This window comes from Mobiluncus sp., from assembly GCF_985070215.1.
Map to the genome: position 1 here is coordinate 1 of NZ_CFKZQR010000015.1, position 23,770 is coordinate 23,770.

The window sequence follows — 23,770 nt, forward strand, 5'->3', positions numbered from 1 at the left end:
AAGCGCCACAGCCGATGCAAACGGCAGCCTCGAAGGCACGGTCCGCATTGGGCTTGGGAACCGGCACCGAGTGCGCATCGGGAGCGGAACCCGTATTGACCGAGATGTAACCACCGGCTTGGATAATGTGATCCAGCGCTTCACGGCTGACCACCAAATCGCGCAGAATCGGGAAAGCCCGCGAACGGTACGGCTCTACCGTAATCGTGTCGCCATCCTTGAAGGTGCGCATGTGCAACTGGCAGGTGGTGGTGCGGTTCTTGTGCGGGCCGTGGGGCACGCCGTTGATGACGATACCGCACATCCCGCAGATACCCTCACGACAGTCCGAATCGAAGGCAACTGGTTCCTCACCTTGAGCGAATAGCTGCTCGTTGAGGATATCCAGCATCTCCAGGAAGGAAGCGTCCTCGGATATGTCGGTAAGGTGATATTCATGGAGCGCGCCCTTGTCGGACGGGCCCTTTTGACGCCAAACTCGTAATGTAATGTTCACTTGTAACTCCGTTGCTTCAGCTGGATATCTTTGTAAATGAGGTCCTCTTTGTGCAGGATTGGCGCAGCCCCCTCGGAGCCGCCATATTGCCAAGCCGCCACATAAAGGAACTCGTCATCGTGACGCAGCGCTTCGCCTTCCTCCGTTTGGGATTCAGCACGGAAGTGACCACCACAGGATTCCTTGCGGTGCAGGGCATCAATACACATGAGCTCACCAAGTTCCAGGAAGTCCGCCACGCGGCAGGCCTTTTCCAGAGACTGGTTCAGTTCATCGGCACGTCCGGGAATGCGCAAGTCCTTCCAGAACTCCTCGCGCAACTCACGAATCTCTGTGATAGCTTCACGCAAGCCCGCATCGGTACGTTCCATGCCGCACTTTTCCCACATAATGTGGCCCAGGCGCTTGTGGAAAGAATCGACCGACTGAGTGCCTTGAATCGCCATCAAACGATCCACCTTGCTGTTCACACGCTCCAGAGCTTCCTGAACGGCAGGATTATCCTGGCTCAACTTCGGCATAGCGCCGTGAGACAGGTAGTCCGAAATCGTGGCCGGCAACACGAAGTAGCCGTCAGACAAACCTTGCATCAAAGCGGAGGCGCCCAAGCGGTTCGCGCCGTGGTCCGAGAAGTTTGCCTCGCCCGCCACGTACAGGCCTTCGATGTTGCTCATCAGGTCGTAATCGACCCACAAGCCGCCCATCGTGTAGTGCACGGCGGGGTAGATACGCATTGGCACTTCGTAAGGATTGTCTCCGGTAATGCGCTGGTACATATCGAAAAGGTTGCCGTACTTTTCCGAAACCTTATCCCGACCCATGCGCTCGATAGCCTCGCTGAAGTCCAAGTAGACGCCACGAGCCACGCCGTTAATCTTCGGTCCGACGCCACGGCCTTCGTCACACATGTTCTTGGCCTGACGGGACGCGATATCACGGGGCACCAGGTTGCCGAAGGAGGGGTAGATACGCTCCAGGTAGTAGTCGCGATCGTCCTCGGGGATTTCACGAGGATCCTTGGTGCAGTCCTCCGCTTTCTTCGGTACCCAAATCCGGCCGTCATTACGCAGCGACTCACTCATGAGCGTCAGCTTGGACTGGAAGTTGCCATGCTGCGGAATGCAGGTCGGGTGGATTTGGGTGTAGCAGGGGTTAGCCATATAGGCGCCGTGCTTGAAAGCCTTCCACGCCGCAGAAACGTTGCAACCCATCGCGTTGGTGGACAGGAAGAACACGTTACCGTAGCCACCGCTGGCCAAGACCACCGCGTCAGCAATCCACGTTTCAACCTTGCCGGTTGTGAGGTCACGGGTCACGATACCGCGCGCCTTGCCGTCCTTGATGATGAGATCCATCATTTCGTGGCGCTCGTGCGATATGACCGTGCCGGCTTTAACCTGGCGGCTCAGAGCCTGGTAGGCGCCAATCAGCAGCTGCTGACCTGTCTGGCCACGCGCATAGAAGGTTCGCGCCACCTGCACGCCACCAAAGGAACGATTGTCCAATAAACCGCCGTATTCGCGGGCGAAAGGTACGCCTTGGGCGACGCATTGGTCGATGATGTCGGCAGAGACTTCCGCCAGACGGTAGACGTTATTTTCTCGGCTGCGGTAGTCGCCGCCCTTGACCGTGTCGTAGAACAAGCGGAATACGGAGTCATTGTCGTTGCGGTAGCCCTTAGCGGCGTTGATACCGCCTTGGGCGGCAATCGAGTGCGCCCGGCGGGCTGTGTCTTGATAGAAAAACGCGTCAACGTGGTAGCCAAGCTCGCCTAAGGAGGCAGCCGCAGCGCCCCCGGCCAGACCGGTGCCGACCACAATGATATGCAGCTTGCGTCGGTTAGTGGGGTTCACCAGACCGCCGCGGAACTTGCGGGTAGACCAGCGCTCGGCGATAGGAACATCCATCGGCGCCCTAGTATCGGCGATTTTTTCGCCTTCGGTGTAGTAACCGTCAATCAGTTCAGTCATTATCTTTCCTTACCTTCCTTACGCCAGCATCGGCATTCCGGCGAGAATAGCCACCGGCGGAGCCAGGAACATTGCGAACACCAGCAGGCCAACCAGGCCCGAAATAATCTGAACTGCATACTGGGTGTTGCGACGCAACCAGCCAATGGTTTGTAGTGCAGACCACACGCCGTGGGAAATGTGTAGGCACAGCGCCCCCACCGCGATGGCGTAAACCAGCACCATCCACCAATTCGAGAAAGTCGTAAACATCATGGCGTAGGGATTGCCTTCCATTACGGAGATAATCCCCGGCCCAGCGGCATCAACGACATTGCCCGCCGGATCCAGAAAGACCTGGTGGGAAGCGTAGGCGGCCGCATCGCCGACCTTGACAAACTTCATGGTGAAGTGAGACAGGTGAAAAATCGCAAACAGCAACAGGATGATGCCGCCCCACCTGACGGTGCGTCCCGCGTAAGCCGTCGCTAGCGACTTCTTAACCATGTAGCGAGAACCGCGCGCTAAGCTGGCTCGACGCCACAGGGCGATAGCGGAAATAATGTGCACCAGGGCGAAAACTATCAGCAAAACCCTGAGAATCCACAACAGCCCTTCATAGGGCAGTATGGGCATGAGGAATGTGCGCAAATGCAGCGCATAATCGTTGTAAACGGTTGCCCCGAGGAACACCTTTAGGTTCCCGTAGGCATGCAAAATCACGAACCCCACAAAAAACACGCCAGTGATTGCCATGGCTTGTTTGATGATAACGGTGGTCTTGATTGCTTTGTTATCTGTAGTAAGTGTTGTATTGGCCACGGAGTCGAGCCTATAAGATTTTCTGAGCACGACTTGGCTGAATTGGATTAAGGGTTTCATTTCACTTCCCCGGATAGGGTCTCGAACTGCGCATTTACCTGGTTACTCAGGCCGAAAGTCCCTATTTATCCCGGGGTGTGGGCTCGCGCGTGTCCAACGGGGTCATAATTTTTACGAAACATTGGAGTTAGAAAAACATTTTCACCATGATTAGGCCGTTCTCGGTTGGTTCTCGAAACCAGAACGGCAACCGCGCCCACATCTGGAAACCTTGACTCCCATAGAGAGCTTGGGCTGCCGTGTTACTGGACCGGACCTCCAACACTGCTCCCGCATAGCCCCGGGCGCGTCCGCGGCGTAGGCCGTCTGTCAGCAGCTGCCTGGCGTAGCCTTTTCCCCGCCAAGCCGGTCGAGTCGCCAGTGAGAGAACCCGTATCAGCCTGTCCCCCCGATCCGTGGAAGTAACCGCTTGGTTACGCTCAGCAGGAGGAAGGTCGCCGACAGGAATGCTCATTTCCCCAAAACCCCACACGGCCCATGCCACGAATTCCTCAGATTCGCCGAAACTCAATCGAAAGCTGATATCTGGCTGCGCCAGCAGAGACGCCAAGGATTCCCGGTCCCACGCGTCAGATGCGAAGCACTCCTGTTCGGCGTGTTCCAGGTCTGCCGCATCCTCAATCGAACCGTCACGGATCATGGTTCACCAGTGAATTCAACGCTAGCTATGGCTTTTGTTGGATATCCGGCCGGCGCAGATACTGCGGCTCGGTACTCAGTGAAGCCAGTTCCCGTTGTCCCTCCGCGTCTCCGTCCGCCCCGTTCACCAGGGAGTTCGCCGCCCTCGCCAGGTCCGCAAAACGTACCTCCACGGTCTGACCCGTGACCTGGGTGGCAGCGTTGCCGACCAGGAAAACCCCTTCGTCGGCAAACCCCGCAAAGTCGCGGTCCCACCCTTGGGCGACGCCCTCCAGAAGGGAGGCAGGACCAACCCAATCGGTCCCGCATTGCGTCAAGCGTCCGTCCGTCAAACCGGGTTTGAACAGCCCGGCATAGACTTCGTGGCGGCGGGCATCCATCAGGGACACTATCCAACGCGGCGTCTGCCCCTGAGTCTGAGCTGGACAGTCAGCGCCAGAAAGCACCTGAGCGGCAGCCTGCGCCTGGAGGAGCAGCTCATCCACCCCGACCACCGGGATATCCCAGGCAAAACCTAAGGTCCGAGCCGTAACCAAGCCAACCCGCAGCCCGGTAAACGGGGCAGGTCCTCGCGAAACCACAATTTTTTGCGGTCTGCCGCCTTCTCGAACCACGTCAGTAACCAGGGACGAAAGGGCTTCCACTTGGGCTTTTCCGTCAGGATTCACCTTCACCAGCACATCGCTGGGCTTCTCGGAATTCACCAGGGCAACCCCCGCCCCGGCACAGGTATCGATAAACAGGTAACTCACAGGGACAATCCTAATGCGCTTCGCCCTCAGAACCGTTCACCGCTAAAGTCGGAATCGCGGAAGTCGGGGCAGAAGTCGGCACCATAATGAGTTCCGGGTCAGGCAGGGAGAGCACTTCAGCGACATCTTCCGTGCGGGATTGCCAACGGAAAGTCAACCACACCACCAACAGCGCGACACCGACAATGGCAACAGCGAGGATGACCACCCACACCAAGGTGTTGTTGTTGGTTGGCAGGGTTTCCACAGTCGGCGTGGGGGTGGGGCTGACAGTTCCCCACCAGGACTGCACCGCTTCTTGCACCTGCACCAAAGTCACCTCTCCGACAACGCGGGCACGCGCTGCATTAGATACCGGCAGCAAACGTTCCTCGTTCAAAATAAACCAGCCACGAACGATTGGGTCATAAACGGGACGGCTGGAACGGGCAGAATCCGGCGACGTTGCCAGCAAAGCATGAGCTAAATCAGGCAGCACATAGCTGGCGCCGGGAGCCTCCGACCGGACGGGCAGGTGAGAATTTTTCGGTTCCGGAACATACCCGCCCGCAACCAGCGAGTTATTGTCTCGCGAGTTCGAGGTGGGTTCAGGTACCCCCGCGGTAGCTTTCGGAGCCAAAGTCTCTACGTGCGCTGGGGGAGAAAGGGGATAAAGGTCTTTTTCGTCCGAGACATAGACCACTACCCCAAGTTCTCGATCATCGATGCTCACCGGGGCGACCCACATGTCAATCGGTGTGACCGCACTGTCTGGATTGTAGGTGCCGCGCAGCATCCGAGCAGACCAAGTCACTACCTGGGTCGGAGTTCCCACCTCAATCGGGGCTTCCGGGGGAACCTTTACACTATCCGGGAGGTATTCCCGCAATGATTGTCCGAAAGCGGCGGCCTTGGTGTTAAACCAAACGCGGACATCGTCAGGGAGGTCACTCTTGGCGCTTCGCGGCAGCTGTCCCAACGCACCTGGAACACTCCCGGTAACAACCTCGTCCGTGGTATCAGTCGGGTGAGTGGGCCCGGGGGCGGCTTGCCCAACACTGGGCGACGCGAAACTCATCACCGCCGCGCTCAGCAGGACGAGGACCCAGCCCAGAAAGGCCTTGTACCCGCGGCGCACCTGAAAAACTTTCGGCATCGGCTTTCCTATCAGCCTATTTACAAATCCGCCCCGGGCTGGCAAGCGTCTGGGGCAACACCGGATTTCACACTTGCATCTGCCTGCGCACGCAAAGCCTCCCACTGCTGCACCAAACCTGACAGATCCCAATCCCCTTCCAGACTGCGAAAGACAACTTGACAGGTCGTATCATCGGGCAGGTCCACGATAGTTCCCGTAACGGGAGCAGCAGCGCTCTCTGGACGGCACAAGGACAGCTTCAGGCAGTGAGCACTGAGCCCCTCCACCTTGTCAGTACCCCATTCGACCACCACCACCGCGGTCTCTAGCGCCGATTCCAAATCCAGAGTTTCCACATCGTCCCCGCCCATCAGACGATAGGCATCCACATGAACCAAGTTCGGTCCCGGCACATCGGGGGATTTCGTGTGACTGCGGGCAATGATGAAGGTTGGAGAGGTAACCCGCTGGTTGACGCGCAAACCGGCGCCGATACCTTGGGTCAAAGTGGTTTTTCCAGCGCCCAGCTCACCTTCCAGAATCACCAAATCGCCGGCTTGCAGAAATGGGACCAGGGCTTGGCCCAACAGACGGGTATCGTCAGCGGACCTCGTTTCGACTTCCAGCAAAAGGTTCCCCTCGCGGCTCATCGTTCCTCCTCAGTTATTCAACAGCCCTTACGTTAGCTCGAGGCTCAGCGGTCTGGCTGGTCCTCAACATAAACCCGCGGCACGTTGGGGGAAATACCGGTAATGACTTCATAGTTGATGGTATCGGTCCACTCTGCCCAGTCGTCGGCGGTCGGAAGCGAGGGAACTCCTGGAATCCCCCCGAACAAGCGGTCCTTGGCATCGCCAAAAATAATCGCCAGCTCCCCCGGCTCGACCGGACAAGGAACAGGGATGCCGGAATCGTCCACAGCCGGACCCAAATCAACCACGATCTGATCCATCGGAACCCGCCCGACAATCGGCGCGCGCCGGCCTTTAATCCAGGTTTCACCGCGATTCTTTGCCAAGCGATGCAAGCCGTCGGCGTATCCAATCGGCAGCAGAGCCAACCAGCGTGGCCCCGGTGCCACCCATTCACCGCCGTAAGAAACCGCAGCGCCTTTCTCAACCCTTTTAACCTGAACCACGTTCGTTTCCAGTCGCATCACCGGACGTACTCCCAGCTGCCACGACGACGCAATTTCGGGATTCGGACTCAGCCCATATCCCGAAATTCCCACCCTGACCAGGTCATAGTGGCTCTCGGGATACCAAATGATTCCCGCGGTAGCAGCGATGTGGCGCAATCTCGGGCGCAAACCCGCCTCTTGGGCAACCCCCCAAGCCCAGTCGAAGGTCCTCAGCTGCGACTTGGTGAAAGTCTCCGCAGCGGCCGTGTCTTCATCCGCGCGCGCCAAATGTGACCAGATAGCACTGACTTCAATGAGCCCGGCACGTTCCCGAGCCCGTGCCAGCTTGCACAGCACCGGAAAATCTTGATCAGTGGCTCCGGCTCGGCACAGTCCTGTATCGACTTTCAGGTGTACCCGGCAGCGCAGTCCGGCCACGTCGCAGGCACGCGAAACCTGATCCAGCTGGTCCAAGGTAGAGACAGAAATGTCGATTTCCGCTTTCACGACCTGTTGCAAATCCGTTTGCGGGGTGTAGAGCCAGGTCAGTATGCGGGGGCGCGCGGCGGTGGGCAGTCCCATCGCGGCGGTCTGATACAGACGCGAACGCATCATGGCCGAAGTGGGCGTGTCGACCAGATGGTCACGCGCAACGCCTTGCTTGTCTAGGTATTTGCGCAGCTGGAAAGCCTCGCTGGCTTTGGCGACGCCCAACCATTCCGCACCGGCACCGAGTGCTGCCAGCGCCATGCGCTCGATACCGTGTCCGTAAGCATTAGCTTTCACGATTGCCATTTGTTGACAGTTCGGGGCAAAACGACGCATCTGGGCGAGATTTTCCTGATATGCACTGAGATTCACCACAGCACGTACCGGCCATTGGGGAACATCCACGTTGGTCATAATCTTCCTTTACAAAATTGTTTTCGCACTTCCTAGTTTGTCACGTTTAGTGGGACCGGGATAGTTTATAGCCCCGCCAAAGCCCGGGGAATCGCCTGGATAATGGCGGTGGCACGAGGGGTGGGCGCGGCTAAACGGCCCGCTTCGGCGTGCAGCCAGGCCGCAACAGCCGCCAATTTCCCCAAATCCAAAGATTCTCCAGTGGTTTCGGTGCGGGCATTCGCCGCGGCGAAAACATACCCCAGAATTCCTGCCAGCACGTCCCCGGAACCCGCCGTCGCCAAGTCTCGGGTGCCGTGAGTCAGGGAATAAACCTGACCTTCCGGATTGGCAATAGTGGTGGTGGGTCCTTTCAAAAGAACAGTGGCGTGCGTATCCGCAGCAAGCTGTGAGGCCCAGTCATAAGGATTGGCATCGATGGTTTCCCGGGTGGTTTCCTGACCGAGCTGGGCGGCCAACGCAACCGCCTCCCCGGCATGAGGTGTCAGCAGGCAGTTTGCGTCAGGTTGGATTTCCGTCCCAATCAGTCCCAGCGCGCCGGCATCGAGAATCACCAATTCGCCGGGGTCGCGCCGACGCCAAGCGTCGAGCATTTGTTCGCGATGCTGCGGCGAGCCCGCCGCAAAACCGGGACCGATAATGCGGGCTTGGCACCGGCCTTCTCCCAGTACGACTTCCGGGCAAGCCTGTATCACTACCGACTGCACCGAGGGTTCACCGAGGTAGCGTAGGAAAGACTCCCCCGCATTCAAGGCGGCAGCGGTAACCAAGACTCCCGCTCCGGGATAGCGCGCGGATCCAGCCATTACGCCCAAAACTCCGCGTGAATATTTGTGATCCGCAAAGTGCGGCCAAGGCCACAGTTCGCGCACGTCAGCGCGTTCGATCAGACCGACATCGGGCTGCATTGTCTGCTGGGGCAGTCCGATGTCCTGAACCTGCAGGCAGCCTATCGTGAGCGCACCGGGACCGACCAACATTCCAGTTTTCGCCGCCCCCATCGTCACGGTCAGGTCAGCTGGCAGCGGTTCTTGATTCGGACCCAAATCAGCGCCGCGGTACAGATCCAGGCCCGAGGGATGATCACAGGCCACCACCAGGGGCACTGACCCCTCCGGCCATTGGCTGAGCCACTCGCTGATGCCCCGGACCAGGGATAACGCGGGTTCTCGCAGGGGGGGACGGGCTCCAATCCCGATAATCGCATCAATAATGGCAACCGGTTTCCACGCCTGTAGCGCGTGCAGAGCCTCCCCAACTGTCTCGGGCAGCACACTGGGCCAAAACTCCACCCCGGCTTGTCGCGCGGCCGCCGCACCGCGCTCGTGAATATGTTTCGAGGTCGGCAGGACCGCGACCGGATAGCCGCGCCGCCGCAGATACGCCGCCCCGTACAGGCCATCGCCACCGTTGTTACCAGCTCCGACCAAAACCAAAATACGCCGGCGTCCCCGGGGAACCGATGACACGGTAATGTCTGCCTCAGCTCCGGACAAGGCTCGGTGCGTGTGATGAGCCAGCGCGTAGGCAGCCCGTCGCATCAGCGCGTCCGCGCCTTGCTCTCGGTCAGCCTGCGCGACCAGAGGTTTTTCCGTTTGTGCAATCAAATCCGGCGCATATCCCCAAATCACGATTTCAGCCTAGACGAAAATTGGCATTGAGTCAGAGACTTAGATTGCGCTTGCGGTTTTCAACCGGCAGGAAAACTAGGTAATCTTAAAGCCAGGAAATCCCGATGCCTCTAAAGCGGGGTCACTGTGTTCATGAAAGGTAGCCATGTCAAAAAAGGACAGCCTCCAGCTGTGGCTTCTTTCCACCCCAAAGCGCCTCGTCGCAGGGATGTTTCTGCTGGCTGGCGCGGGGATTGCCCTGGTGCTGGTGACGCTATTTATCGTCGCGCCGCAAATTGCCGCTATGCCTAATCAGGATCCCTCTGAGACGAGTCGCTCTCAATCTGCCGAAAAGTTTTCATCCGCGCTTCTCGTGGAAGTCACCGGCCCCGATTTCCGTACCAACTCCACTTTGAGAATGGGTCAGGAGAAATCGACCTCCGCAGAAAACCCCGATTCGCCCTCGCAGACGGACACCACCGCGCAGAATTCAGAAACTCCCGATTTTCACTCGGCAGCGCTCAATCTCGAGGGTGTTCAAGACCTCAAGTATCCCAAATCATTCAACAACGTTTCCGAGGTGACTACCCGGGCCACCCCGAACCGCGCCCAGAAACAGACCCCGACGCCCAACCGTTCCGCTGCAGCGAACCTTAAGAAAGATACCATCGAGTCTGGCGACCCGGTACAGTTCACCGGAATGCAGGCTTTCTTTAAGGATTTACAGGGCGGAAATTTCGGCGCTATGCAGCGCAGTTGCTGGCTGATTACCCCGGAAGTGTTTACCGACCGTTACACGACTCCGCCCGCCCAAAAGGCTCTGTTGCACGCCTTGTCGCAAACCCCGAAAGCTACCGATGAGGGCGTGTCTTGGACAGACTCCAGCGTGGAGGTGCGAGCCAGCTGGAGCCAGTTAGGTGCCCGGTATTCCTGCCCAACGGCAATTTATGGCGGCAAAATGGATTCGGTCACCCCGGAGGACGTGTCTTACCTGCTGGCACGCATTATGGCTCGTTCCAGCTATCCATTCAATGGTGCCGACTCGGAAGAAAACTACCCGACCTTGTGCGAGAAATGGAGCCCTCCGCCAGGCATCACGAAATACACTCCGGAGGCGGCCCGGAAACTGCGCTATAACGAAGAAGGACGCCTGGACGACGACACTTTCAAGACTTTGCAGGATTTACGCTCCGAGTCCATTCACCTCTATGCAGTAAAAAACACCTACCCCATGTATATCCGAGCGGCACACTCGCAGTTAGAAGAACCTTCCGCGTACTTTTTCCGCGACAAGGATGGCAGTTTGTGCTTGGGGTCGGTGGTCAAAAAGTCATGAGGGACAATTTCGGCGCTCCCACCACCGAGTTGATGGAGGAATTCCTGACGGATCCTCACGGCACGCAAGAGAAACTGCGTGATAGTCAGTACGGTTCGGCGATGCGAGAGATTATGGCCGCCCGTCCGCATCAGGTTTCCCCAGGTCTCGAGGAGACCGCCTCGCCTTTCGTCATGTTCACCAGGGAACAGTGGTCGGCCCTGTCGGATCAGACTCCTCTGCCGCTGACCCAGGCTGACGTGGAGCGTTTGCGCGCTTTGGGCGACCCTATCGACTTGGCTGAAGTAGACGCGATTTATCGTCCTTTGACCGCCCTGCTTCAGATTTATGCCGCTGGAACGACCAAGATTCGCTCCCGGCGCGCTGATTTCTTAGGCGAATCCGCGGTTCAGCACACTCCCTTTGTGATTGGGGTGGCCGGTTCGGTAGCTGTGGGAAAGTCCTCTCTGGCTCGGCTGTTGCGCGAGTTAATGAGCCGTTGGCCAGGCACTCCGCGGGTTGATTTGGTCACAACGGACGGATTTCTGTACCCCAATGCTGAGCTGGTGGCGCGCGGAATCATGAACCGCAAGGGTTTTCCTGAGTCGTACGACCGTCGTGGACTGCTGCGTTTTCTGGCAGCGGTAAAATCTGGGGCTCCCGAGGTAGCCGCCCCGGTATATTCGCACGTCACCTACGATATTGTGCCCGGTAAGACCCAGATGGTTTGCGCCCCGGACGTCCTCATCTTGGAGGGGCTGAACGTGTTAGCCCCGCCTTTGATTGCCAACGGGAGCAAAAATTCCTTGGCAGTGTCGGATTTCTTTGATTTCTCCATCTATTTGCACGCCCGCCCCGCGGACATCGAGCAGTGGTATCTGTCACGTTTCCGACAGTTACGCACGACCGCTTTCAAACAACCCGACTCTTTCTTCCGTGAGATTGCCGCCTGGACTGATGAACAGGCAGAATCTCATGCCCGCCAAATTTGGCGTGAAGTTAACCTGAAAAACCTCCAAGAAAACGTGGCTCCGACCCGTTCTCGTGCCACCCTCATCCTCGAGAAAGACCCTGACCACCGCGTGCACCGCCTGCACCTGCGAAAGATTTAGGCTCCGTCCCACTTCGCCGGCCTCACCAGGACGTTCCGTTCACTCCTCCGATTCGCTACCGGTCGATTCTTCTGGTGAATCGGAGCGACCCGACTGAAACCGCCGCTGCAAACGGGCGACCAAACGGTCCAGCAAGAGACTGAGGACTACTCCCCCGACCATCCCTACCAGGGTCGCTAAGAGCGGATGAATTGGCCCCAGGATACTCCCAGAAGCAAAACCGATAGACATTCCGTAGAACACCCAACAGATTACGGCAGCCAGGTCGGTACGTATGAAACGGCTGTAAGGAAAACCGGTCGCTCCGGCGCACATATTGACCGCCACTCGCCCGCCGGGCACAAAACGCGCCGCAAAGATGAAGGACGTGCCGCGCTTGTGCAAAAGTTTCGCGGTTCGTTCGAAAGCCTGTTCGCCCTTCCCGTCCCGCCACGATTTGATGCGCTGCATATGAATACGTGTCCCCAGGAAGAAGGCGAAGGAATCACCCAAGGTCGCTCCGATGACGGCACACAGAAAAATGCCGGGTAGCGCAACCACGTGGCCGGGAGAGGCGAAATACCACGAGGTTAATCCGATGACGATTGACTCGGCGGGCACCGGCGGGAAAAAAGCATCCGTAAAGCACAGACCCGCTAAAACCAGCAAAGCCAGAGGGGAACCGGCAAAGCTGTGAATCCATTCCGTGATGGTTTGCGAAACCGGCACCCAACCGCCATCCCCGCCCGCTGTGAGCAGCAGGGACAGGGCGGAAACCGCGTCAGGAAGCGCCGGGGTCAGCATATTGCCCGCAAGGCTCTATTCCACCGTGACCGACTTGGCCAGGTTACGCGGCTGGTCCACGTCGTATCCCAGGTGTCCCGCCATCCGCAAAGCCAACAGCTGCAACGGAATCACGTCCACCAGAGGACGCATCAAGGTGGGAGTGGGAGGCACCCGCCACACCACATCCGCAAACTCGTTTACGGAGTCGTCCCCATCTTCGGCCACCACCAGAGTCACGGCCCCACGCGCCCGGACTTCTTCGATATTGGACACGACTTTGCGATGCAACTCGGGTCGACGCGGAGTGGGAACAATAATAACAACCGGCTGCCCGGACTCTACCAGGGCGATAGGACCGTGCTTCAGTTCCCCGGCCGCGAAGCCTTCGGCATGCAGATAGGCGATTTCTTTCAGTTTCAGCGCCCCTTCCAGTGCCACCGGGAATCCGACATGACGCCCCAGGAAGATAACCGAATTGATGTCGTCAAGGTTAGCGCCTAAGTCAGCCGAGCCGGCATAACGGTCCAAGACAGTTTGCATTCGCGCCGGCATCTGACCAAGTTTTTCCAGGTAATCCTCGATTTCGTCGGCATATTTGTTGCCGCGGACCTGAGCCAGGTACAAACCTAACAGGTAGCACGCCGCAATCTGGGCCGTGAACGCCTTGGTGGAGGCCACCGCGATTTCCGGTCCGGCGTGGGTCAACAGTACCGCGTCGGCCTCGCGAGAAATCGTAGAGCCGGGCGTGTTCACGATGGCCAGGACCCGCGCCCCTTGTTCGCGGGCGTGACGGATGGCCATAATCGTGTCCATGGTTTCCCCGGACTGCGATATCGCCACCACCAGGGTGCGCCGGCTCACCACCGGGTCCCGGTAACGAAACTCATGTGCCAGTTCGACCTCACACGGAATCCGGCACCAGTGTTCAATAGCGTAGCGGGCCACCTGCCCGGCATACGAGGCCGTACCGCAAGCCACAATGATCACCGAAGTGATGGAACGAAACACTTCGGCTTCAATCCGCAGTTCGTCCAAGGTCAGTGCCTCGGCGGCGTCCAGCCGTCCCGCAATGGTGTCCCCCACCGCCCGGGGCTGTTCCCGGATTTCCTTTTCCATAAAGGTGTCGAAGCCTTCTTTGGTGACGCGGTCGGTCGCGAAATCGACTTCAAAAGCCCGTTTGCTCTGGGCGGGATCCTGGGCGATGACTTCCAGGCCTTGCGTGTGCAGGATTTCGTTGCCCTGCTGGTCCATAACCAGCACTCCGGCCGGGGTCACGACCACGACTTCATCCTGACCGACTTCCAGTGCCTGTTTCGTACGCGCCGCGAAAGCCAATACGTCAGAACCGAGGAAGTTCGTCCCTTGTGACAACCCCAGTACCAGCGGAGACGACCGCCGCGCTGCCACAATCACCCCTGGAGCGTCCGCGTGCTCCACTAACAGGGTGAACGAGCCTTCCAAATCTCTGGAGACCTTCAGCATCGCCCGCGCCAATCGGGTCGCTCCTGCCGCGCAGCTCAGGTTCGGATCCAGGCTGTGCAAGGGAATAGTACCGGGGGTAATCGGCTGTTCGCCAGCGCTTTCGGCAGAGTTTCCGCCCGGTTCGGCCAAGTATGCGCGCTCCAGCAGGTGAGCGACCACCTCGGTATCGGTTTCGCTGACGCATTTGATGCCCAGGGTTTCCAGGTGGGCGCGGTAAGGTTCCGCGTTCTCGATGATGCCGTTGTGTATCAGCACCAGTTTTCCGTCATAAGACAGGTGGGGGTGGGCATTGTCACGAGTGACGCCCCCATGCGTGGCCCAACGGGTGTGCCCAACCGCGGTGGTGGCGTTGGGTAAAGGGCGCTTTTCTAAAGTTTTGCGCAGTTCGGAAAGTTTTCCAACTTCCTTTTCAACCTTAATTTCGGGGCTCACGCTGGTCGCGTCAACCACCGCGATTCCGGCTGAATCATAGCCGCGGTATTCCAGGCGGGACAGCCCCTCCAGGACAGTTTCCTCAGCTACCTTGGCGCTCTGGGACCCGACAGCACCGACAATTCCACACACATTTCCTCGCTTTCGCGGCGCGTTTTTACAGCGCTAATAGTTCCTGCACTCGGTTAGCGAGGGTTTGAGCCTCCGCATCGGCCTGTTCCTGAGTTGCGGCTTCTACCATGACCCGAACCAGAGGTTCCGTACCGGAAGAACGCAACAGAACCCGGCCCGTCTCCCCCAGGCGCGCTTCCGCCTGCGCGACATCCTGGGCCAAGCGCGGGTCGTCCACGCGGGTCTTGTCCACTCCGGGCACATTAATCAGGGTTTGGGGCAGCTTTTGGATAGGCGACACAAGTTCGCTCAGAGGGGCTTGGTGGGAGGCCACAGTCGCCGCTACCTGCAGAGCGGTGAGGATACCGTCGCCGGTGGTGGCGTAGCGGGCATTGATAACGTGTCCGGACTGTTCCCCGCCCAAAATGTAGCCGTGAGCGCGCATTTCCTCCAATACGTAGCGGTCCCCTACCGCGGTGGTGGGGGTCTTGATGCCCGCCTGCTGCATCGCTAAACGCAGCCCGAGATTACTCATCACGGTCAGCACCAGGGTGTCCTCAGTCAATATTCCTGCCCGATGCATATCCAAGGCCAGCATCCCCATGATTTGGTCACCATCAACCAGGTTGCCGACACCGTCCACTGCCAGGCAGCGGTCCGCGTCACCGTCAAACGCCACCCCGAAGTCCGCCCCGGCGGCTACCACCATGGATTTCAGCTGCTTGGGGTGGGTCGAACCGCAGTTCAGGTTGATGTTGCGCCCATCGGGAGAGGCGTTAATCACCACGACGTCCGCGCCGGCTTCGCGTAGCGCCCGCGGACCGATTTCTGAAGCCGCCCCGTTGGCGCAGTCCACTACGATTTTCAGCCCGTGCAAAGATACCGGAACCGTGTCTACCAGGTGATTGACATAGGCGTCGTCGGCGGCTTTACCGTTGGCCACCACGTCTCCGACCCCGGAACCGAGCGGCCGTTCCCAGTTCTGGCCCAGCATGGCTTGGACCCGGTCCTCCATTTCGTCAGGCAGTTTGTAACCGCCGCGGGCAAAAAACTTGATGCCGTTGTCTTGCATCGGGTTGTGCGATGCGCTGATGACCACGCCCAACTCGATGTCTTGGGATTCCGTGAGATAGGCGACGCCTGGAGTCGGAATGACCCCGACCCTGGTCACGTCCATGCCGGCGCTGGACAGTCCCGCCGCTAGGGCGTGATCCAGGAATTGTCCCGAAACACGTGTATCGCGGCCAATGATGGCTCGCGGCTTGGCGGGTTCCTCTGGGATCAGGCGGGGACGTTTAATCCCGGTGCGTGATTCCGTCATCGCCGATTCGCGCTGCTCTTTCAACAAATCTCTCACGATGGGCATCTGACCGGTGGCCATAATTTTTTCTTCTACCACCAGGCGAGCCGCAGCCACTCCCAAGTTCAAAGCCAGTTCCGCGGTGATGTCTTCGTTGGCAAGTCCGCGAACTCCGTCAGTACCGAATAAACGTTGGGTCATCTACTGCCTCCTGTTGAACCATAAAAACCTTTCCCATTATTCCACGCCCGCGAGCAACCGCCACACCACCGACCCGCGGGGGGACTCCGGCTCGAGATGATTGGGTCACTGAAAGTGTGGAAACCCGAAAAAACTGCGCAACCCCGGGTACAATAGCGGATGCAATCATAAATTGCAATTACACGCTAATATGTATGAACTCGCATTCACTTATTCAAAGGAGAATAAATATGCATAAAAAGCGCATAGCCATATGCTCTCTACTTGCTCTTGCACTGGGAATCGGAACTCCCACGGCTGCATTTGCTTGTACCGGGATTATTGTCGGACCCGAACTGACTACTGATGGAAGTTTCTACTTTGGTCGTACAGAGGACCTGGAGATTAACCATAATAAGGCATATGTTATTCACGAGGCCGGATATTTTCAGCCAGGACAAACTATAGAGGATGTTTCCTACGGAACTGATGCTGGCTATCAATTTACATTTGCAAATCCTTCATATAGGTATAACGGAGTTAATGACACCACTCCCGAATACGGAATTTTTGATGAAGCTGGTTTTAACGAAAAAGGACTAATGGTCGATATGACCGTTTCTGCAAGCGCCAACGAAGCTGTTTTGGCTCAAGATCCACTTTTGGACGGGGAAGATGGTAGCCGTGTTGGCCTGACGGAGGCTATCCTCCCCACGGTTGTTTTGGCCACTTGCGACACCCCGGAAAACGCGGTGAGATTTATTGCTGACGAACTGGCAACGAAAGGGGCAGCGGAAGGTAATTCCCTGGTAGTAGCCAGCAAGAGCGACCTGTGGTACATGGAGATTTACACCGGACACCAATTCCTCGCCATGCGTTACCCGAAAGACAAGTTCTCCGTCTTCCCCAATACCTTCTGGATTAATGGCGTCACTTTGACCCCAGGGGAAACTACCAATAACTATGTTGTCTCCCAAGACGGCAATTACATCTTTTCAAAAGGTCTGTTCAGCACCGCTCAGGCGGCCGGAACTTTCAAGGGGGACGCAGCTCGGAATTATATTGAGGCGCGGGAATCTTACGCTGATCCAGAGGTAGGTCCGCGTAACGCCTCTCGTTCTGCCTCAGGAATCAAGACTCTGAACCCCAGCGCCCAAGTTGACCCAAATGGAACCGCCTTCCCCTTCCTGCAAAGCGCCGAAAAAAAGAGCATCTCACTAGAAATGGTTATGGACGCTACGCGCAACCGTTTTGGCAATCTCGGAAATCTTCCTGGGAATGACACCGGTGAGAAAGGTTACTATCCTATCGGTAACCGTAATGTGATGGAGGCTCATGTTTTCCAAATTCCGACTACTGCTACGGATAGTTTCCCTAGCGTAGAATATTTAGCTCTGGGATCCACGCTCACCTCTCCGTACGTGCCGTACTATTTGGATCAGACTACCGGTTTTTCCCCGGCAATGAATACGTCGAATGAGTACACTTCTAACTCGGTTTACTGGACCGCGATGGATATTTTGCACATGGTCGAGACGAATCGCTCTAAGTATCAACCCATAGTCAATGCCAAACTCTCGCCAGTTCAAAAAGAGATTCTGACTGCGACGAAAATGAGCGACGAGGGAGCGTCAGCGCGCACCGCGTGGAACACCAAAGCCGCCTCCAAGGCTTTTGCGGCTATGCAATCGGTACAAACTGAATTGCGGACTAAGCTGTTCCAAGACGGTTATACCTCCTCATCGGAGCGGGTACGTAAAGCAGGCTTATCAGGAGGGGAATTCCGTCTCACAGTTCCGGCTGGAGTCACGGATACCGTCTGGAAGCTCAGTTTTGATTCCAAATCGAAAGCCCTTACCATAGTTGATGCCTATGGGGAGCCTGTGGGAGTACCGGCCGGCGTACCTTTTGACATCACCATCAGGAAAGCCACTTACGAAAAGAATCCTGGTCTTACTCTGGACGGTCAACCTGTACGGGCGACTTTACAAGGTGACGTATATGTTTGGAAATACTCCACCACCGTAGGCCGCTACAGCGGTAAAAATCGCCAAGCCGTGGCAGCCAATCTGTCCAAGTCGTTCTTTACGAATGCTAAGACAGCCTTCATTGTGAATTCCCACTCTCCCAGCGATGCCATCAGTGCAGCGAATCTCTCACAAGGGAAAGCCCCAATTCTCTACACCCACGGAACCGGTCTCGACGAAGTGACTCAAACCGAACTCGCTCGATTGCACCCGCAGACAGTTGTCCTGGTCGGCGGAACCGGAGCGGTCAGCAATGCTGTGCAACAGACTGTGCGCACGCTGCTACCTTCGGCACAGGTGACGCGGATTGAAGGATCGAGTCGTTATGCAGTGAACGCGCAATCCGCAAATGAGTTTTCTCCGGATACAAACGCTATCGTGATTGCACCGGGACAAAACAGTATTACCGCAGTAAACGCAGTGTCCTTCGCGAAGAATCTCAACGCTCCCGTATTCCTGGTTTCCAGCCAAGAAGTTCCGCGAGAAATATCTGAGCAAATCAAACGCCTGAATAAAGTGAAGCAAGTCGTCATCGTAGGAAACGAGACCGATGTGTCCACTGCGGTGCAATCGAAACTGGATGAATTGACAGGAGTGAAGTCCTCTCGGCTGACTTCTCAGAATCAATTCCAAGTCAGCGCCGCGCTGGCGGGGAATATCTCTGAGCCACGGCAAGCCATTGTGGCCAGCGGCATAGATCCGGCCGATGCTTTGGTTGCTGCACCGCTCGCCCAGAGTCTCAATTTGCCGTTGGTACTTTCAAGTCCGGATAAACTTGACCCATCCGTGGTCCAGTACATCCAGGCGACGAAGTCCATCAAACAGGCGATTTTTGTCGGTGGTCCCGCTCCCCTCAGTCAGTCCCTTCGCGCACAGATGCAGGGGATTTTGAACTAGAGCACGGATTATCGAGGCGTTGTTATCACTGAGACAATGTCGCTCAGTTATCCGCATAAACAAATAAATGCAGCCGGGGTCACCGTATTGGTGTGCCCCGGCTGCATTTTGCGAATAGTATTCCCAACCCATTTGTGTGACTAGCGATAATCGGGATTGTTGGAGTTCCACCAAAATCGCTCGCGACCAAATCACACCCGAAACTTTGGTCACCTAAATGAATCCGAATTTAGTGGAACCCGGGTATTCCCGGGTTCCACTAAACTTTGTCGCAGGCAGCGATTAACGCTTCGAGTACTGCGGCGCCTTGCGAGCCTTCTTAAGACCAGCCTTCTTGCGTTCCACGGCGCGAGCGTCGCGGGTCAGGAAGCCGGCTTTCTTAAGCGCGGGACGGTTAGCGTCACGATCGATTTCGTTCAGCGCGCGGGACACGCCCAAGCGCAGCGCACCGGCCTGGCCGGAAATACCGCCGCCATCAATGCGAGCCTTGACGTCGAAACGCCCCTGCAAGTCCAACAGCACGAAAGGTGCCATGACCAATTGCTGGTGCAACTTGTTCGGGAAGTAATCTTCCAAGGTACGACCGTTGATAGTCCAATTGCCGTTACCCGGAACCAAACGCACGCGGGCTACGGCTTCTTTACGGCGCCCCAGCCCCATGCCTTTGTCAATGCGAGAATTCCCACGACCCGGTTCATCCTGGGCCGCCGGAGTCTCGGTGGTGTATTCGCTGGGGACATCCTCCAGCTCTTCGATTTCTGTAGTGGTCTTCGCCACGATACTCCTTGAGGTTTTGCGAACCGCGTTTATTGCGCGATTTGCGTGAGTTCAAAAACTTCCGGGTTCTGGCCGGCGTGCGGATGCTCCGGTCCGGCGTAAACCTTCAGCTTCGTCAATTGCTGTTTGGAGAGGCGGTTATGAGGCATCATTCCCTTAACTGCCTTCTCGATGATCTTTTCGGGTTGTTTTTCCCGCATTTCCTGGTAAGAGGTTGCCTTCAAGCCACCGGGGAAACCCGAGTGGTGGTAGGCAGTCTTTTCAGTCCATTTGTTGCCGGTCAACACGACCTTTTCCGCGTTGATAACGATGACATAGTCTCCGTTATCAAAGTTGGGAGCGAAGGTCGGCTTGTGCTTGCCGCGCAGCAAGGTAGCCACCTGGGAAGCCAAACGTCCCAGCACGATGCCGTCAGCATCTACTACGTGCCACTTCGCGTCAACGTCACCAGCCTTGGGTGAATAAGTACGCACTTCTCTAGCCTTCAATTCTTAATCGTCGGTCTCATCACTTTTGTGATGATGAAAGTTTGCGTGTGCCCCGGGATGACAGCAGTATGAGTGGGAATGGTCACCAACTCGAGGGCATACAACCGTTTAATACTAGCGATTTCGCCCGCGAAGGTCAAAAATAGGACTCCTGCACGGTGAGGGCTTGAGTAGCCGCTCTTCACTTGCACGTGTCTGGCGGCGCTCAGGACCGAGCCGCCCTAGTTGTGTTCAGGCGCCGCGTCCGCCGAAGGGCGAGTCTTGAGCTTGGACAGATCCCCGGTTAACACAGTCACCTGCTTGGAGAGGGAATCCGCGTCTTCGGAAAGTTCATTAACATCAGACTGAGCCTTGGTGACATTCACGCAATAATTCTCCAGGTTCTCCAGGACGACACCCGAGTCATTCGCCGCGCTAGAAATTGCCTCCGCTATATTACGCGTGACGGCGTTCTGTTCCTCAACTGCGGCCGAAATGGTGGTCTGGAAGTCATTGACTTGCAAAATTACTCCAGCAATTTCCTCGATTGCAGCGACCGCTTGCTGAGTTTTTTCCTGGACGTCATCAATCATCGCCACAATCTGGTTCGTTGCCTTGGCAGTTTCCGCAGCTAAATCCTTGACCTCGCTGGCGACCACCGCAAAGTCCTTTCCTGATTCGCCAGCTCGGGCGGCTTCAATAGTGGCGTTCAGGGCCAGCAGGTTCGTTTGAGAAGCAATGCTGGTCACCGTACCGATAACGGTCTCAACCTTCTGGGTGGAGTCCTGCAGTCGCAATATCGTTTCCTGGGTATTGCGGGAGACTTCGGTGGCCTCGTTGGCAGTGCGGGAAGCCTCCGCGGAGCTGGCTGAAATCTCCGCGATGGCGGCGTTCATTTCCTCAGACCCGCTGGCTACAGTTTGCAGGTGTGCGGCAATACCGTTGAGAGACTCAGCCGTCGATTTCGCTAATTCCACCGTTTCCGCGGCGTTTGAAGCAGCCGTAGAAGCGGCTTGAACCACCCGATTGGTTTGCGCGGCAGTCTTAGCTGCCAAGGTTTGCCCTTCGCTTAAAACATTGGTTAACTCATCTTGCGAGTAAGCCAAGGCTCGGAGCATGTCCGCAACTTCATCGTTTGAATTCGAGGTCAGTCGCGGGGTCAAATCACCATTTCGTAACGCCAGAAGCGAAGATTGTAGTTTATTGACGGAATCGACAATGCCCCGGCGCACCCGGTGCAAGATGAAGGCCACCACCAGGATGGCTACAACAATGTCGATGACGTGAATAACGACGTTTTTTCCAACCAAACCTTTAGTTTGCTGCAAAACCGTGTCGCTGAAGGAGGACACCGAGTTCTGCAGGGCATCTAATTCGGACAAGGTCGCGGCGATGATTGATTCGTCTGGAGCCCCGCCGCTGTTGCTGGTTTCCTCAACTGTTTGCCGATAGGACTCCAGGCTGGACACTGCCTGCGCAAATTGTTTCTGCAACTGCTCATCACGCAAACCGGACTGAGCGAAAATGTCTTGAGCGGTGTTCAAGTCGGATATAGCCTGCTTGATGGTCTCTGCAATCGGCTGGGGTTCCAGATTCTGGGTGGGATTATGGCTGGCAAACTCGTTTTGGATGTAATCGGATTGGCTCTGCCTGACCAGTTCGGAAACGGCACTGACCTGGTCTGAAACCAGGATTAAATCCTGATAGCCGCGAACCTTCCCATAATAAATATCGTCAGTTATAGCGGAACAAATCACGAACGAGGCGATGCCCAGGATTCCCACAATCCCCATCAGCAATACTTTTGTCAGTACATTCAGGCGCAGCTGAGATTTCATGTTCTTGCCTTGGCTGCTTTGCGATCTCGTCATGCTTCATTCACCCACTTGAACTGGGACAATGTCTTTTGGAGCGCTTCGAATTCCTGGGCGCTGAGCACCATGTCTTGGCTAGCTTCCTGCAACTCCTCAACTGTTTCTTCCGTCTTGGCTTCAATACGGTACAGGTTATCTGTAACTTGTGCGGAATCGTCTGACACTTCCGTCACGGTTTGGGCCATAGAGGAAATGGTTGCAGTTTGTTCTTCAATAGCTGCCGCCACGGTGGATTGATAGTCATTAATGTTTGAGATAATGCCGGTTATCTCGGTAATGGCCTCCATCGCCGCTTGAGTATCAGACTGAATCTTGGTGATGCTTTCAGACACTTCAACAGCGGCAGACTTGGTACCCAAAGCCAAATCTTTCACCTCGGAGGCCACCACCGCGAAGCCTCTCCCAGCTTCTCCGGCACGAGAAGCCTCGATGGTAGCGTTTAGCGCCAAAAGGTTAGTTTGTTCTGCCACCATTTTGATAGTTTCAATGACCGAACTGATTGCTTCGGAAGCCTTATCCAGTTCACCCATGACATCATTAGCCTGCGCGGTCAAAGTGGTGGCCTGCGCGGCTGATTTCGCGGCTGTTGCGGCATTAGTTGAAATCTCGGTGACGGCACTGCGCATCTGTTCGGTGGAAGCGGCCACATCACCAATCTGGGTACTGACTTCCCTGGCGTTACCAGCGACCGAAGCTACTGTGTCTTTAGCAGCACTCGCTTTCGCGGCGACGTCTTGGCTCTTTTCTCGCAGCCCTTCGGCGCCTGCCGTCGTTTCCGTGGCAGTACTAGATATTCCACTCAACAAAGCGCCCAGGTTCTTAACCGAGTCATTCAACAGCACAGACATCGCGCCAATCTCGTCGCGAGAAACCTGTCGTACCTGGTAGGTAAAGTCTTTCGCGGACAGGCGGTTCAGACCCTTGCTGATTTCCTTGGCGGAGCGAGAAATGGACAGGGACACCAACACGGAAACCAGCAATACCACCACTAAACCAACCAAGCTCACCGCTAAACCGATATTGGAGTTTATGGAAGTGATGGTGTTCAGTTCGGCAACGTCAGACTCATGTTTGTCAGTCAAGGAATTTCTCAGAGATTCCAACTGGCTTTCCATCTCTGTGCTGAGGCTGGCCAGTGTAACACCGTCCGCGTTAACGGGAATCTGGGCGGCCAAATCCTGGATGCGGGAAACAATTTCCCGCTGCTGAGAATCCAGCGAGGCCCCCTGCAATTTTGTGAGCTGAGTGGTGAAATCTTGGGTGGCCTGGTGATACTTGTCGTCATTCGCAACGCCGAGGGCAGCGCTGAAGCCAGCTTGTCTGACCTCCTGGAACTGTTGAGACATAGCAGAAAACTCGCGGGAAACCGCGGCAGTCTGGGCGTAGGTAGAGACTCTCCTCTGGGTCGCTACCGCTGACCCCCACGTAATCGCCACTACGGCAAGAGTGACCAGGAAACAAATTCCGCCGATTGACAGCAACTTCTTTGAAATAGATAAGCCCGCCTTGACCATGACGCCTCCTTAGTTCATTCTACAAGGTGTGGCAGGGACATTCTGCGTT

Annotated in this window: 19 protein-coding genes; 3 read left to right on the forward strand and 16 right to left on the reverse strand. The window is 56.7% G+C overall.

Translation table 11 applies throughout. The annotated features are described in order from the left end of the window. The 9 genes from AC5LBQ_RS04550 to AC5LBQ_RS04590 form a co-directional block, all read right to left on the reverse strand. The coding region (locus AC5LBQ_RS04550; protein ID WP_493264752.1) for a succinate dehydrogenase/fumarate reductase iron-sulfur subunit at positions 1-496 on the reverse strand (496 nt) is incomplete at its 3' end. Beyond that, positions 493-2,466 carry a fumarate reductase/succinate dehydrogenase flavoprotein subunit gene (locus AC5LBQ_RS04555; protein WP_493264753.1) on the reverse strand — a complete coding sequence of 658 codons (1,974 nt, stop codon included), beginning with the start codon at positions 2,464-2,466 and terminating at the stop codon, positions 493-495. The genes AC5LBQ_RS04550 and AC5LBQ_RS04555, both read right to left, overlap by 4 nt. A gap of 18 nt (positions 2,467-2,484) precedes the next feature. After that, entirely contained in the window at positions 2,485-3,267 is a 783-nt protein-coding gene (locus tag AC5LBQ_RS04560) for a succinate dehydrogenase cytochrome b subunit (RefSeq protein WP_493264754.1), read from the reverse strand. A gap of 187 nt (positions 3,268-3,454) precedes the next feature. Next, entirely contained in the window at positions 3,455-3,967 is a 513-nt protein-coding gene (locus AC5LBQ_RS04565) for a GNAT family N-acetyltransferase (protein ID WP_493264755.1), read from the reverse strand. 25 nt (positions 3,968-3,992) lie between these two features. After that, a complete protein-coding gene (tsaB, locus tag AC5LBQ_RS04570; protein WP_493264756.1) occupies positions 3,993-4,718 on the reverse strand; it encodes a tRNA (adenosine(37)-N6)-threonylcarbamoyltransferase complex dimerization subunit type 1 TsaB in 726 nt (241 codons plus the stop codon). A gap of 10 nt (positions 4,719-4,728) precedes the next feature. Beyond that, on the reverse strand, positions 4,729-5,853 hold the full coding sequence (locus AC5LBQ_RS04575) for a hypothetical protein (protein WP_297345952.1): 1,125 nt from the start codon (positions 5,851-5,853) through the stop codon (positions 4,729-4,731). A 20-nt stretch (positions 5,854-5,873) separates the two neighbouring features. After that, complete coding sequence (gene tsaE / locus AC5LBQ_RS04580; protein WP_493264757.1) at positions 5,874-6,485, reverse strand: tRNA (adenosine(37)-N6)-threonylcarbamoyltransferase complex ATPase subunit type 1 TsaE; 612 nt, start codon at positions 6,483-6,485, stop codon at positions 5,874-5,876. A 44-nt stretch (positions 6,486-6,529) separates the two neighbouring features. Further along, entirely contained in the window at positions 6,530-7,858 is a 1,329-nt protein-coding gene (gene alr, locus AC5LBQ_RS04585; RefSeq protein WP_297345950.1) for an alanine racemase, read from the reverse strand. A gap of 65 nt (positions 7,859-7,923) precedes the next feature. Further along, on the reverse strand, positions 7,924-9,489 hold the full coding sequence (locus AC5LBQ_RS04590) for a bifunctional ADP-dependent NAD(P)H-hydrate dehydratase/NAD(P)H-hydrate epimerase (RefSeq protein WP_493264758.1): 1,566 nt from the start codon (positions 9,487-9,489) through the stop codon (positions 7,924-7,926). 145 nt (positions 9,490-9,634) lie between these two features. On the opposite strand from AC5LBQ_RS04590, the gene AC5LBQ_RS04595 reads away from it, so the two are divergent. Together AC5LBQ_RS04595 and coaA are read left to right on the forward strand one after the other, a co-directional pair. Next, the gene (locus AC5LBQ_RS04595; protein WP_307741942.1) at positions 9,635-10,804 is read left to right on the forward strand and encodes a hypothetical protein; all 1,170 of its coding nucleotides are present in this window, start codon (positions 9,635-9,637) and stop codon (positions 10,802-10,804) included. Next, positions 10,801-11,895 (forward strand): type I pantothenate kinase, encoded by a 1,095-nt coding sequence (gene coaA / locus AC5LBQ_RS04600; RefSeq protein WP_493264759.1) that lies wholly within the window; start codon positions 10,801-10,803, stop codon positions 11,893-11,895. Before AC5LBQ_RS04595 ends, coaA begins: the two co-directional genes overlap by 4 nt. A gap of 39 nt (positions 11,896-11,934) precedes the next feature. Here coaA and AC5LBQ_RS04605 read toward each other — a convergent pair whose 3' ends face one another. From AC5LBQ_RS04605 to glmM, 3 genes are read right to left on the reverse strand one after another with little or no spacing between them, the layout of a single operon-like run. After that, positions 11,935-12,678 carry a DedA family protein gene (locus AC5LBQ_RS04605; protein WP_493264760.1) on the reverse strand — a complete coding sequence of 248 codons (744 nt, stop codon included), beginning with the start codon at positions 12,676-12,678 and terminating at the stop codon, positions 11,935-11,937. 15 nt (positions 12,679-12,693) lie between these two features. Further along, positions 12,694-14,706: a glutamine--fructose-6-phosphate transaminase (isomerizing) gene (gene glmS, locus AC5LBQ_RS04610; RefSeq protein ID WP_493264761.1), complete on the reverse strand. Its 2,013-nt coding sequence runs from the start codon at positions 14,704-14,706 to the stop codon at positions 12,694-12,696. A gap of 25 nt (positions 14,707-14,731) precedes the next feature. Continuing rightward, the gene (gene glmM / locus AC5LBQ_RS04615) at positions 14,732-16,186 is read right to left on the reverse strand and encodes a phosphoglucosamine mutase (RefSeq protein WP_298633912.1); all 1,455 of its coding nucleotides are present in this window, start codon (positions 16,184-16,186) and stop codon (positions 14,732-14,734) included. Positions 16,187-16,416: 230 nt separating this feature from the next. Here glmM and AC5LBQ_RS04620 point away from each other — a divergent pair, with 230 nt between their 5' ends. Continuing rightward, a complete protein-coding gene (locus AC5LBQ_RS04620) occupies positions 16,417-19,089 on the forward strand; it encodes a C69 family dipeptidase (protein ID WP_493264762.1) in 2,673 nt (890 codons plus the stop codon). A gap of 282 nt (positions 19,090-19,371) precedes the next feature. On the opposite strand, the gene rpsI is transcribed toward AC5LBQ_RS04620, so the two are convergent. The 4 genes from rpsI to AC5LBQ_RS04640 form a co-directional block, all read right to left on the reverse strand. Then, a complete protein-coding gene (rpsI, locus tag AC5LBQ_RS04625) occupies positions 19,372-19,866 on the reverse strand; it encodes a 30S ribosomal protein S9 (protein WP_282922056.1) in 495 nt (164 codons plus the stop codon). A gap of 29 nt (positions 19,867-19,895) precedes the next feature. Next, complete coding sequence (gene rplM, locus AC5LBQ_RS04630) at positions 19,896-20,339, reverse strand: 50S ribosomal protein L13 (protein ID WP_282922057.1); 444 nt, start codon at positions 20,337-20,339, stop codon at positions 19,896-19,898. Between the two features lie 236 nt (positions 20,340-20,575). Further along, complete coding sequence (locus AC5LBQ_RS04635) at positions 20,576-22,204, reverse strand: methyl-accepting chemotaxis protein (protein ID WP_493264763.1); 1,629 nt, start codon at positions 22,202-22,204, stop codon at positions 20,576-20,578. Further along, positions 22,201-23,721 (reverse strand): methyl-accepting chemotaxis protein, encoded by a 1,521-nt coding sequence (locus AC5LBQ_RS04640; protein ID WP_295027074.1) that lies wholly within the window; start codon positions 23,719-23,721, stop codon positions 22,201-22,203. Before AC5LBQ_RS04640 ends, AC5LBQ_RS04635 begins: the two co-directional genes overlap by 4 nt. Positions 23,722-23,770: the final 49 nt, after the last annotated feature.

What these genes read in the sequence shown, in the direction of transcription:
- AC5LBQ_RS04555 (WP_493264753.1), bottom strand. Translation starts at nt 2,466, where the DNA reads ATGACTGAACTGATTGACGGTTACTACACCGAAGGCGAAAAAATCGCC.
- AC5LBQ_RS04565 (WP_493264755.1), bottom strand. Translation starts at nt 3,967, where the DNA reads ATGATCCGTGACGGTTCGATTGAGGATGCGGCAGACCTGGAACACGCC.
- AC5LBQ_RS04575 (WP_297345952.1), bottom strand. Translation starts at nt 5,853, where the DNA reads ATGCCGAAAGTTTTTCAGGTGCGCCGCGGGTACAAGGCCTTTCTGGGC.
- tsaE (WP_493264757.1), bottom strand. Translation starts at nt 6,485, where the DNA reads ATGAGCCGCGAGGGGAACCTTTTGCTGGAAGTCGAAACGAGGTCCGCT.
- alr (WP_297345950.1), bottom strand. Translation starts at nt 7,858, where the DNA reads ATGACCAACGTGGATGTTCCCCAATGGCCGGTACGTGCTGTGGTGAAT.
- AC5LBQ_RS04595 (WP_307741942.1), top strand. Translation starts at nt 9,635, where the DNA reads ATGTCAAAAAAGGACAGCCTCCAGCTGTGGCTTCTTTCCACCCCAAAG.
- coaA (WP_493264759.1), top strand. Translation starts at nt 10,801, where the DNA reads ATGAGGGACAATTTCGGCGCTCCCACCACCGAGTTGATGGAGGAATTC.
- AC5LBQ_RS04605 (WP_493264760.1), bottom strand. Translation starts at nt 12,678, where the DNA reads ATGCTGACCCCGGCGCTTCCTGACGCGGTTTCCGCCCTGTCCCTGCTG.
- glmM (WP_298633912.1), bottom strand. Translation starts at nt 16,186, where the DNA reads ATGACCCAACGTTTATTCGGTACTGACGGAGTTCGCGGACTTGCCAAC.
- AC5LBQ_RS04620 (WP_493264762.1), top strand. Translation starts at nt 16,417, where the DNA reads ATGCATAAAAAGCGCATAGCCATATGCTCTCTACTTGCTCTTGCACTG.
- AC5LBQ_RS04635 (WP_493264763.1), bottom strand. Translation starts at nt 22,204, where the DNA reads ATGACGAGATCGCAAAGCAGCCAAGGCAAGAACATGAAATCTCAGCTG.
- AC5LBQ_RS04640 (WP_295027074.1), bottom strand. Translation starts at nt 23,721, where the DNA reads ATGGTCAAGGCGGGCTTATCTATTTCAAAGAAGTTGCTGTCAATCGGC.